The organism is Dehalococcoidia bacterium (assembly GCA_035528575.1).
GTDB lineage: Bacteria > Chloroflexota > Dehalococcoidia > E44-bin15 > E44-bin15 > DATKYK01.
Genome location: DATKYK010000009.1, coordinates 23,229 through 35,256, shown reverse-complemented (window position 1 = coordinate 35,256; position 12,028 = coordinate 23,229). Strand labels below are relative to the sequence as shown.

At 51.0% G+C, this 12,028-nt stretch carries 10 protein-coding genes; 4 read left to right on the top strand and 6 right to left on the bottom strand.

Annotated features, from left to right (window positions below):
- Window positions 1-5 precede the first annotated feature (5 nt).
- Window positions 6-548 (bottom strand): AAA family ATPase, encoded by a 543-nt coding sequence (locus VMX96_01635; protein ID HUU62613.1) that lies wholly within the window; start codon window positions 546-548, stop codon window positions 6-8.
- Window positions 549-876: 328 nt separating this feature from the next.
- Between VMX96_01635 and VMX96_01630 the strand changes: the two genes are divergently transcribed.
- From VMX96_01630 to VMX96_01620, 3 genes are all read left to right on the top strand, one after another.
- Window positions 877-1,455, top strand: a complete 579-nt coding sequence (locus VMX96_01630) for a hypothetical protein (GenBank protein ID HUU62612.1) — start codon at window positions 877-879, stop codon at window positions 1,453-1,455.
- Between the two features lie 21 nt (window positions 1,456-1,476).
- A complete protein-coding gene (locus tag VMX96_01625; GenBank protein ID HUU62611.1) occupies window positions 1,477-3,402 on the top strand; it encodes an NAD(P)/FAD-dependent oxidoreductase in 1,926 nt (641 codons plus the stop codon).
- Window positions 3,403-3,999: 597 nt separating this feature from the next.
- Window positions 4,000-5,037: a UbiA family prenyltransferase gene (locus VMX96_01620; GenBank protein HUU62610.1), complete on the top strand. Its 1,038-nt coding sequence runs from the start codon at window positions 4,000-4,002 to the stop codon at window positions 5,035-5,037.
- A 114-nt stretch (window positions 5,038-5,151) separates the two neighbouring features.
- Here the strand turns inward: VMX96_01620 and tilS are convergent, their stop codons facing one another.
- The 5 genes from tilS to VMX96_01595 are packed head-to-tail and all read right to left on the bottom strand — an operon-like array spanning window position 5,152 to window position 10,210.
- Window positions 5,152-6,573 (bottom strand): tRNA lysidine(34) synthetase TilS, encoded by a 1,422-nt coding sequence (tilS, locus tag VMX96_01615; protein ID HUU62609.1) that lies wholly within the window; start codon window positions 6,571-6,573, stop codon window positions 5,152-5,154.
- Window positions 6,574-6,576: 3 nt separating this feature from the next.
- Complete coding sequence (locus VMX96_01610; GenBank protein ID HUU62608.1) at window positions 6,577-7,188, bottom strand: histidine phosphatase family protein; 612 nt, start codon at window positions 7,186-7,188, stop codon at window positions 6,577-6,579.
- Window positions 7,185-8,309, bottom strand: a complete 1,125-nt coding sequence (locus VMX96_01605) for a M48 family metalloprotease (GenBank protein HUU62607.1) — start codon at window positions 8,307-8,309, stop codon at window positions 7,185-7,187. The genes VMX96_01610 and VMX96_01605 overlap by 4 nt, the downstream gene beginning before the upstream one ends.
- 1 nt (window position 8,310) lies before the next feature.
- Entirely contained in the window at window positions 8,311-8,958 is a 648-nt protein-coding gene (locus VMX96_01600; GenBank protein HUU62606.1) for a TIGR03936 family radical SAM-associated protein, read from the bottom strand.
- 1 nt (window position 8,959) lies between these two features.
- A complete protein-coding gene (locus VMX96_01595; protein HUU62605.1) occupies window positions 8,960-10,210 on the bottom strand; it encodes a hemolysin family protein in 1,251 nt (416 codons plus the stop codon).
- A gap of 620 nt (window positions 10,211-10,830) precedes the next feature.
- Between VMX96_01595 and tsaD the strand changes: the two genes are divergently transcribed.
- Window positions 10,831-11,961: a tRNA (adenosine(37)-N6)-threonylcarbamoyltransferase complex transferase subunit TsaD gene (tsaD, locus tag VMX96_01590; GenBank protein HUU62604.1), complete on the top strand. Its 1,131-nt coding sequence runs from the start codon at window positions 10,831-10,833 to the stop codon at window positions 11,959-11,961.
- The last annotated feature ends 67 nt before the right edge of the window (window positions 11,962-12,028 follow it).

The window sequence follows — 12,028 nt, the reverse complement described above, 5'->3', positions numbered from 1 at the left end:
GATCTTCATTTCAAAGCACCGATAACCCTTTCTGTTTGCTTTTTCAAGTCTTCCAAGGAAGACCCGTTGATGATAAAAAAGTCGGCCATGGCGATTGGCCCACCCTTGTTGGTATCCTCTATCTCCACAATATCGCGGCTGACAGCCTCCTCAACGGTTAAGGGTCGGACCTGCCTTTTCATCAACCTCTCATATCTTTTCTCAGGTGATGACCAAACTGCAACCACATATAAGTCTGCACCATAGCGGCTCTTCATCAACGTGTATTCTTCCCATGAGTAGAGACCGTCCACTACGACATCCTCAGATTTCAGCAGGTAATCAATCCTGGACAGGCTTAGCTTGGCATAAGCCGACATTCCATGCTCTTTTCTCATCTGCTGCCTGATATACCGCTCGTTCTCCTCGTTTAGCTCCAGCCCCCTTTTGCTGACTTCTTTATCTGTAATATCCCCAAACCTTATCTTCACAAAGCCATTATTCTCAAATATCCTAGCCACCTCTGATTTACCTGAACCTGCCATACCAACAATTGATATCACTTTCATAACTAGTTCATCCCTAGCGAAAATTCAACAATAAATTACCCCCAACAAGCTGTGGGGCATCTGTGTCGCTAATACTCGCACCTTTATCGCTAGAATTCGCTATGCAGCGCCTAAATACGCTGCTTGCCACCCCAACCTGCAATTCATCGTGCCAGCAGGCTGACAGGTATTCTAGCTAATTTTTATAAATTAAACCTCTGAGACAATCTTCTCAGCTGCTTTGATTGTAGCGTGAAAATGCGCAGCAGGCAAGACCGCTTTTCGCTTGACCGTACGAGACATAAGTGCTAGTCTTATACGCTGAGAGAGTATATAGGTCTCAAGGTTGATGATACGACAGCGAGTTGAGAGCGATGCAAAGCAAAGCGGCCTGAGGATAATCTGGTTCTTCCTCAGACCCTATAAGAGCCGTTTGGCTATTCTGCTGGGCCTATGTCTGCTTGTCGGCTACCTTGAGACCATGAACATCGCTGTACTGTATCCTATACTGGACGCAAGCCTGGAGATGGATGGCGGACTGAGCGGCAACCCCTTCTTTATCGTCTTGAACCACATAGCAGCAATCATCCCGGTTGATAGCGTCCTGGTATCGTACTGCATCCTGTTTATCCTTACAGCGCTCCTTGTATTTGTGTTCAGGCTGGAATATATCAATCTATCATCTAAAATTACGGCAAAGATTGCGACTGACTACAAGCTAAAGGTTTTTAACAAGTTCACCCAATCAGACTACCAGTTCTTTGTCGACAACAGACAAGGAGACCTTTTGTACAAGGCCAGGGGAGCGCCTGAATTCATATCGCTTACTTTAGACTTACTGACCAGATCCCTAGTAGAAATTGTAGAGCGGAGAAGGATACTGCTTCTTAAAGTGGATTTCGTAGACTATCCCAATCGCTCACTATAAAATTAATACAAGGAGGTTTAAATGCAAGGATTCTCAGCACTATTTCAGCCGGGCAATATAGGCAAACTGCAGCTAAAGAACAGGCTTATCATGAACGCCATGGGCACTGTCCTTGTTGACGGTGAGGGGAATGTCACTGAGAGGATGCTTGACTACTATCGGGCGAGAGCACAGGGTGGTGTGAGTCTGATTACCACACAATGCGCCTCGGTTAGCGCTGACGCCACACCCCCTTTTACTTGGACGATGCATGACGATAAGTATATTCCAGGTCTGTGCAGGCTTGTCGAGATCATCCATGAGCAGGGGGCTAAGGTTTCGGTTCAGTTGATGCATTATGGCTTGCTCCTCTTGTTCGGCGGCTTCATTCCTGAAGGTATGTCCATAAAGGTTCCCTCAATAACTTCATGGCTTGCAGGTAATAAGCCTTACGAGGAGCTCGCGGACACGGATATTGAGCGGTATGTGGAGGACTTTTCCGAGGCTGCGCGGCGCGCTCAAGAGAGTGGAGCCGATGCTGTGGAGCTTCATGCCTGCCATGGTTGCCTGGTGAGCACCTTCCTATCCCCGGTCACCAATCGCCGCACAGATAAGTACGGTGGCACCATGGATAACAGAACCCTTTTTGCCCGAATGATTGTGGAGCGTATTAAGCAGAAGACTGGTACAGGATTTCCGCTCGTGGTAAAACTAAATGGCAGCGACGATGTTGAAGGCGGAGTGACCCTCGATGAAGTGGTGCGCCAGGTAGCTATCCTGGAGGAAGCAGGTGCTGATGCTATCAGCATCTCATCTGGACTCGAGTATTGGACCTCACTTAGCATACCATGCTACTCATACCCCGAAGCTCCGATGTTGCATCTGGCGGAAAGGGTGAAGCAGTCAGCCGGAGTGCCTGTGATTACCGCAGGTAAGATAAGCCCGGATTTAGCAGAGCGGATAATCGCAGGTGGCAAGGCGGATTTCATCGGCATGGCCCGCCCCCTCCTTGCCGACCCCGAGCTACCCAACAAGCTGCGGGAGGGGCGCCGGGAAGACATCCGCTGGTGCGTCTATTGTAATAACTGTATCAGAACCGAGCCTGGTCAGGGCCCCTGCTCGGTAAACCCTTCCCTATACCGGGAAGGTAAGTATCCCCTTCCTCCAGCGGAGTCGCCGAAAAGGGTAATGGTTGTTGGCGGCGGTATTGCCGGCATGCAGGCAGCCGTGCTTATGGCGCAGCGGGGACACCAGGTGACCCTCTATGAGAAGAGCACAGAGCTTGGCGGGCAGTGGAATATCGCTGCAGCCCAGCCGGGGAAAGAAGACTACGCCGCTTTTACCCGATACCTCAATCGTTCCCTGAATAAGTGTGGGGTCAGGGTAACTCTGGGTACCCAGATTAGCAAAGAGCAGGTGCAGCAGCTGAAGCCCGATGCGGTAGTGATTGCTACCGGCGCTGTGCCACTGAGCTTGAATATACCAGGGGTCACTAGCAATCACGTATTCCAGGCGAATGACGTGATATTGGGTAAGGCGAAGATAAAAGGCAGTGTGGTAGTGATCGGTGGACGCTTCATCGGCATGGAAGTGGCCATATCTCTGGCGGAGCAGGAAAAAGAGGTGAGCATAGTAACCCTACGAGGGCTGGGAGAGAACGGGAGCAAGCTCGAGCGGATGACCTACCGCGCCCTGGCGAGGCGGCTCATCGAGCTACGGGTCCCGCTATATATACATACCGCGGCGTTGGAGATTACCCCGAGTAGCGTGGTTATCGGTTGGGGAGAGGAAGTCTTTTCCCTGCCGGCGGATACGGTTATCCTGGCAGTGGGTACACAGTCTGATAACAGGCTGGCTCAGGAGCTGGAAGGCATTATCCCTGAGACCTACACCATTGGCGACTGCGTGGCACCCAGTGACGCCGCTGCCGCAACCTATCAGGCAGCGAGGATGGCAGCCAAGATATAAGCGCTGCTTGGCCAGCTCATTCTCTATTAAATATTGGCCATGTTTATAAAGCGCTACTGTCACGCTGGGCAATTGCTCCTTTAGGGGGTCACTCTGACACTACAAATCTCTACTCAGAAGCCCCCCGCTTTTATGCTTGCTGGTACGACATCCCTTCCAATCTTTCAAATACTTCAATAACGCACATGCTTCCGGCTATTTCACCAACAGGCTGCCCCACTAATGGTCCACATGCTCTACCGACAACTGTTGGAACCACCCTTATTAGTCCATTCGCTATGTCAACAGGCGTTGAAATTCCGGTTGCGCCTCTCCCCATATATTTTGTAGTACATTTTGATCTGCTAGAACCGAATCCATGACCATAACCAGAATCCCATTTAGCTAATCATGAAACTAAACTTAAGAAGTCCAGTTATGTAAATGAAACTAAAGAACATTGACAAATAATGGTAGTTGTGATATTAAGATAAAGAGTCGATGTTCTAATCTTCACATCTCTATAGCTTATCTGATCCATATGTCTAATTTGGTGGTTCTTCAGGAGATATGAAAACATAACTTACATGCCACTGCCTCCCAAAGGGAGAACAGTTAATGATAAAGTATTTTAAACTGGCAAGAATCAGAGCTTTGCCAGCGTTCTCATTCACCTTCGTAATACCCTTCGCGGTAGGAGCATATGCTGAGACAAGCTGGACCCAGGCCTCCATTGGATTCATATCCCTGTTATTATTCGCTAGCTTTGCCTTCGCTCTTAACTTCTACTCTGATAGAGATACTGACAGACTTCACGATGGCAGACAAAAAGATACCAACCTTCGCCTCCAACCGATGGTCACCGGTGAGGTTACAGAGCGGGAATGCAAGATATTTTGCTTAGTGACACTCGTCACAGCAATTTTACTTGGCTTTCTGGTAGGTATCGCATTCGGATTGCTTGTGATCCTTTCTTGCCTCGTTGGTGGCATTCTGTATTCACATCCCAAGATCAGACTGAAGGCGAAACCGTTAGGGGATATCCTTTGCATTGCTCTGTTGGGCTTATTGGTACCTTCAGCAGGTTACTTACTAGGGTACGGAGTGCTACCTACCCCACTCATGATGCTCTTCTGGTTTTTGGTTACTGCTACTGGTTACACCGCTACTGTAATGAGCGACTATGAATTCGATATCAAAGCCGGGTTACGAACCTCTGCTGTCTTTTTCGGTCGAGGTGGGTTACTGAAGATCATGGTTATTGGCTGTACGCTTAGCCTTATTGTCGCATTCTTCATATTCAGGGATACCTATATGTACCCGGTCGGCACAAGGTACTTTGCAGTAATTACCCTTGCTATTGTGATTGCATTGACAGCAGGTATTTGGATGTCGCTAAACCGGCGTAGGAGGCACTTACCATCGATCTCTTTTCGTGTTCGTCGGTTCTATATGAGGAAGAGCTTCATAGATCTAAAAGCAATGCTATGGAGATCGCACAAACCCACTGGGATACAGCGAACCACAGTATCCCACAGTGGACGTTGGGTTTTCATTACACCCGGCATATTCGTTCTGGCCTTTCTCGTCTATGCTTATGTAAAGATTTCGTCTGGCTCATACTATTTGCCCTGGGATCCCTTTGGGGTCCCCTAAGACCACTCTCACCCCTTGAGTCAATGGAATTCTCCAACTTAGCGCCACTTATCTTGCGGATTCGCTGGCACCGTCCTTATCATGGTAGCGAGTTAGCCTGGCCTCTATTGGAGATTAAAGCCTCTCAAACTTCAACCACAAAACCTTCTTTGTGCTATCGATGACCCTCACTCGCTCCGCGATGCGCCAGCCCACCACCCAGACGATGCCCTCAGGTGAGCATACCAGGGGTACATGGTCGCGCCACATGCGTGGGATCTTGGCATCTACCATGAAGTCCTGAAGCCTCTTGGGCTCACCCATGCCCAACGGCTGAAAGCGGTCGCCAGCTTTACGCCCCCGCACCACCAGATTACTCCCTGCCGCATCTAGGTCGAGACATGCCACAAAACCCTCAGCCTTGCTCCCAGGCTGAGTAATACTCGCCCGCACCAGCCATCCGGGAAGCTCCGTATCCCCGGGCACATTTAATCTATTCTCCCCTTCTAAAGCGGGTAAGGGGCATATATCTACAGAACCTCTGGTCACCAGGCACGTTTGATAGCCCACGTGAAAAACCAGTCCCCTGGGCAGAGATAGCCTTTTACCCGCTGGCTTTGACAGTGCCTCCATCATCTTCTCTATGTGAACAGACTCGATATCGGTTAGGTCCCCCAAAATCTGGTCTACTACCTGACGTAGCAGGTGCCGCTGGAGTGCCGGGTGCAGCGATAGCAATGCCTTGCTATCTAGAAGTAATCCATTGGGCTGCTCTCTAACTACTCGATCCCATACTTGAAAGACTTGCTTCTCAATGAAAGATAGCTCATCGGCAGCGGAACGCGCTGTTCGTATCAGGGCATTACCGATATTCTTATTGTATTTTCGCAGGAGTGGCACAAGTTCATAGCGAATTCGATTTCGGGTATACTCCAGCGAGTAGTTCGATAAATCGCTCCGCGGGCTAAGCTTATGTACGCGGCAGTATTCCTCGGTCTCTCTCCTGGCGACATCAAGTAGCGGTCTCACCACCACTAAAATTCCGCCTCCCGGTGAGCGCAATTTTCTAATTGTCCCCATCCCCCTCAATCCCATTAGGCCTGTACCGCGGACCAGGTTCATCAGGATGGTCTCCACCTGGTCATCCTGGGTATGCCCCAGAGCGATACACCCTGCACCTATGGACTCTGCCGCACGGGAGAAAAAATCGTATCTAACCTCCCGAGCCGCCGCCTCCAATGAGAGGCTATGCTCCCTGTGATAGGCCTCCACATCCCTCTTCTCGAAAGTGGCAGGGATGCCCAGAGTATCGGATAACTCTTTGACATAGCTAGCGTCTGCATCGGATTCAATGCCCCGAAGCATGTGATTTAGGTGTGCCACATGGAGCCTCACCCCCAGGGAGTCCTTCAGTTGGTCAAGAATGTGCAGCAGGCATACCGAGTCGGGGCCACCGGAAACACCGACCAGCACTTTTCGCCCTTTCTCGCCCGTTTGATCCGGGGTCAGGCCCCTTTTTTGCATAAATCGGTAAACCCGCTGCCTCAAATCTTCCATCTCTCAACCGCTTCTTTCCAAATGACAGGTATCGTTAAACAGCGCCAAGGAGGCACCATGATCCCCAAAGTTGAGGATGCTTATCGAGGCAAGGCCGAGCCGCAACCTCCTGAAATTGGATGGGGCCATTCCCAATGCCTTTGCAATAATGCTCGAGATGGCCAAGCTATGGCTTACCAGGATAACAACCCTGTCAGTGTTCTCCCCAACTATTCTCTCCACCGCGGGCCAGGTTCGCTGCTGGAGCTCTGTCATGGATTCACCACCCGGCATCCTTAGAGAAGGGTTGCCCTTAATCCAATCCTTTAAAATATCGCCGTAGCGTTCCATCACCTCACCAAAGGTGAGCCCCTCCAGTTCCCCAGCGTCAATCTCCTTGAAGGCATCATCTTTCATCACCCTCAATCTATGAATGCGCGCTATCGCAGCGGCCGTCTCTCTGGCACGTCTAAGCGGGCTGGAGTAGATGGCAGAGACACTATCATTTTCGAGTTTCCGTGCAAGTAGCTCCACCTGCCTGCGCCCGTTACTATCTAGTGCAATCCCGGTATGCCCCACAACGCGGTTCTCCCGGTTCCACCTGGTTTCACCATGTCTTACCAGAATAAGCTTCATCCTGCCCCCTCCTTGTACTGGCGAGCTCGCGCCACCCTCCTGAAATAGGGGGGATGGTCATAGAATAATAGCTCTACCCAGCGAGCTGGCTTTGCCTCAGACAGGTTCTGGTTGGCAAGTTTGCTCATCACTGTGGTGAATCCCCCTGGGTTGTGGGTCAGGGTCAATGTATATTCATCGGCAGCACTCTCAATGTGGCGAGTGTAGGCACAGGTTAGCGGCACCATAAGTATGCCTAGGCCACCCAATGCAATAGCAAGCAGGGGAAAGGATGCAACATCGCTTATCCCGTTAAATCCAAAATGGTGAATGCCAGACTTCACTATCAGATGCGTCAGATAAAACCCACTCATTATAGTCGCTGCCTGAAGTGCGATGAGCTTTACGATGTCGCGATGGACGTGATGCCCTAACTCATGTGCCACGATAACCTCGATCTCCTCATGTGAATATTTCCCCAGAATTGTATCACCAATAACTATCCGCCTGGTGTTTCCCAGGCCCATAATGGCGGCATTACCTGTAGTAACTTTGCTGCTCAGATTTATGGTGAATACTCCCACCACCCTCTCCCCCACCCTTTCGGCAAAACGCACCAGCCTCTCCCCCAGGCTAATGTCGGCGAGGGGCTCCATTCTATAGAAAAGGGGTACAATAATAACCGGGGCCAGATTGGTCATCACTACGGTGAGCAGTATGAGAAAAACGGCGGCCAGTAACCACCACAGGTCAGGGAAGTTCGCCAGAAGCCAGTAAACAAACACCATGATACCCAGGCCCAGGCCCAGGATCAAGCCCAAAACACCTGCCTTCAACCCATCAAGGAGCCAGCCCCTCATTCTTTGACTCAATAGTCCGAAGCTACGTGGTAGCAAAAATCCCCTATATAAGCTTAGAGGTGCGGATACAATCGCGAAACAGAGCATTATGGTGGCAAAGTAGAGTGCCACCCTCAAAGGTTGTGGAAAGTCCAGCAGGTTGCGTAGGCTTGTAGAAAGCGGAGTGAGCAACAGTACCAGGATGAATAAAGCGGCGATGCCTAGTTCTAAAAAAGCGAGAGCACGCATAATCCTTGCATAATTTTTAGCCTTCTCCTGCCTTCCCCAATCGAGCCCCGCCATGCTATTTGCCCGCCAGGATTAACTTGGTACGTTGGATTAATCTCGGGGGATCGGGGAAGCCAACGGACAAAGTTACCTGCTCCGCTCTCCCTGTAGCGGAGTTGTCGTTTCTCAGACGCATGCCTAGAGTGCACAACGACTCCTGCCACTCAATGAGCCAGAGTCTATCTACTAGGATGCGAATGTCATAATGCCGTACGACGTGGTCCCTCGTATGCTGCCAGGGGAAATGCTTTTTCGCCATAAAGGAACGAATCACCTCCTCCACCTCCTGTGGCAGCTTATCGGTGGTCAACTCGACCCGGTATTCCGCCTGCCTGACCTGCGATTGCAGAGAGGGAAGCTGCAGTGAGACCTGCTCCACCCCCGTGATACCGATGCCGCGGGGCAACTGCTCTGCCACCGCCTTTATGAAATAGTAGGGAGAAAACCGCTTGCTAAGAAGGATGTCCATTAATTCACCCTCGCTTATTACTCCGATGGGAAGGGGTGCCGCAATGGAGATTCTCGGGTGCAGGCTGAATCCCTGCGAGTAAGCCAGCGGTATATCGGCACGCCTGAGCGCCCGTTCCCATAACCTCATCAAATCCAGGTGAGAAAGATATTTTATCTCCTCTCCCCGAGTAAATGCGATGCGCAGCCGCTGCATATCACTCCCTGGTCACCAGGACCTTCTCGATCCTCAACTCCCGCATCTGTGTGATCGCCAACTTAAGGCCACCGTACCTCACCTGCTCCCCTTCCCTTGGGATATGACCAATAAGGCTTAGTAAGAAGCCTGCTACGGTGTCATAATCACCCGTAGGCAATTCAAGCCCCAGTTCCTCATTGGCCTCCTCTACCCTCATGCCGCCATCGATCTGAACTGTCCGGTCATCAATAACCTCGAAATCCTTGTCCACCTTCATCAGCTCATCCCCCATTTCACCCACGATCTCGCCCACCAGTTGCTCCATCGTCACAATGCCACTGGTAACACCGTACTCATCAACCACCACAACCAAGGGGTAACCCTGGGACTGCATCTCGGCGAAAAGCTGTGCAATGCGTTTGGTCTCCGGGACAAAGAGAACCGGACGCACCAGGTCATCAATGGCGCCCCTTTTATCCAGCGAACCGATAGCCTGTGCCATAAGCACATCCTTTATGGTAAGGATCCCAACAACAGTATCGATACTATCCCGATAAACCGGGAAACGGGTATGTGGGAATTCAGCGTAGACGGCGAGGAAATCCGCTAGCTTTGTCCCCTCCTCTATCCAGATTACCTCAGGCCGGGGTGTCATTACCTCACGGACGGTGCGGTCACCGAAAACGAACACCTTATGCAACAGCTCTGCCTCTGACGCCTCCACCGTGCCCTCATCACGCCCGACAGATATCATGCCACGTATCTCCTCCTCGCTTACCAGCATCTGTGGCACCCTAGCATGCCCACCAGCAAGTATCGAGCCGAGCCAGCTTAATCCCGCCGCCAGTGGATAGACTATCTTTGTGATGACCTCCAGCGGATAGACATAGAGCAAGGCCAGCCTCTGGGGGTGTCTTATGGCAAGAGTTTTGGGCGTTACCTCTGCGAACACTAAAAGCAGCAGGGTTACCACTATTGTGGCGATAAGTACCCCTATATCTCCCTCCCATATCGATACCGCTATCGCCGTGCCCAGGGCAGCAGCTGCCACATTTACAAAGTTATTGCATAGCAGCACCGTCGCCAGCAGCCTCTCTGGTCTCTCTGTGATCCGTTCCACCCGTCCCGCACCGCTCACCCTGCTGTCCACCAGGTGCCTCACCCTCGCCTTGGGCAATGATATAAAGGCAGTCTCGGCACTAGAGAAGAATGCGGAGAAAGCTAGGCAAATAAAAAGAAGCACCAGGTACAGAATGCTAGTGCTATCCATCTTGGAATCCCTCCCTCATTATTTCGCTCTTCAGCCAACCCGGGCAATTACTCATTTCAATCATATCATCGCCCCCCTTAGCTGTCAAAATTGCATACCCTTCCAGTATACTATTGAAACATCACATTTAGCCAATTACCACAGCAAGCTGATGGGCATCTAAAAGCTGTTAAAACATGCTTGGTCGAAGGAGTTCTGCTCACGGTTTTGATATTCAATGTATTTCCATCTATAACTTGTGTATCCAGACCAAGGTGATACCTAAGATTAATAACGTCATGCTTCGTCCTTCTAATCCCCATGCCGTAGTTACACACAAAAAGTCTTCGCCAAGGGAAGCGCCACTAGCTCACCTTTCGGCGATCCGCCTTCCTCCCTCTAGCAATCTGGCGGGTATCCAATGGGAGGTTCTATGAACACATTTAGATGTAGATAAGCCCTACAATAACAAACTAAAGAGCACCTCCTAGTTACAACAGACCACTTCCAGTATATCAAAGCGAAAGAATATTTTTATCATTGTGGTTTTTTCAACTAAAGGGAACCCAAAGTTCTAAAAACGGTGATTTACATCGGGCAGAACATTTGCTATATTGCTATAGGGCAAAGGGGGCAAAATAATGAATATCCTCGGCATCGAAACTTCCTGCGATGAAACAGCAGCAGCCGTGGTCAGGGATGGCAGGGATATCCTATCCAATGTCATCGCCTCCCAGATGGACCTGCATGCTCGCTATGGAGGCATCGTACCCGAGGTGGCCTCCCGCCAGCACCTGCTAACCGTTATCCCTATTATCCAAGAGGCGATGGCTCAGGCCCAAACCCGCTGGGGCGATCTGGATGCTATAGCGGTTACCAACGGGCCTGGTCTTGCCGGTTCCCTCATTGTCGGGGTGAACATCGCCAAGGCCATCGCCCTATCTCGAGGCATACCCCTTCTGGGCGTAAACCACCTGGAGGGACATATCTATGCCAACTGGCTTGAGGGTAGCACCCCGGACGTCCCCGCTATCTGCCTTATCGTCTCCGGTGGACACAGCGACCTACTCCTTGTAAAGGGGCATGGCAGCTATCAACTCCTGGGGAGAACCAGAGATGATGCCGCCGGCGAAGCATTCGATAAGGTGTCCAGGATCCTGGGGCTGGGCTACCCCGGCGGCCCCGCCATAGAGCAATTCGCCATAGAAGGTAATAGCGCTCGCTACCGCCTTCCCCGTGCCTGGCTCAAAGATAGCGATGACTTTAGCTTCAGTGGGCTCAAGACTGCGGTGCTGCACCTTGTGGAAAAAGAATGCCAAAAAGCGCATCTAGTGGACGCCCCCTTGAATTCAGAGCGTACACAATCACAAAGATGGACTGCAGGCGGAAAGTTCGAAATAGGCTCAGCTTCTATTAGTTCCACCTCCAAATCAGCGGAAACACAACCGAAAGTGCAGCTTCATCTCGAAAAGGGCGAAAAAGCCGATATCGCCGCCAGCTTTCAGAAGGCGGTAGTCGATGTTTTGGTCACCAAGACTGTGGCAGCAGCAAAGCGGCTGAACACCCGGCAGATCCTCCTCGGTGGCGGCGTCGCTGCAAACCACCTGCTTCGACAAATGATGGCCCAGCGCTCTCCCATCCCCATACTCATCCCCAACCCCATTCTGTGCACCGATAACGCCGCCATGATCGCCTCCTGTGGCTATTTCCATCTCGATATGGGCAAACGCTCAGGCAGCGATCTCGATATCTATCCAAACCTCAGCCTGTGACAAACCTTTCGATGCTGGAAGAGCATCAGTGAGCTATTGCTAGCATTATAGAGGATGAAGGCTTCTA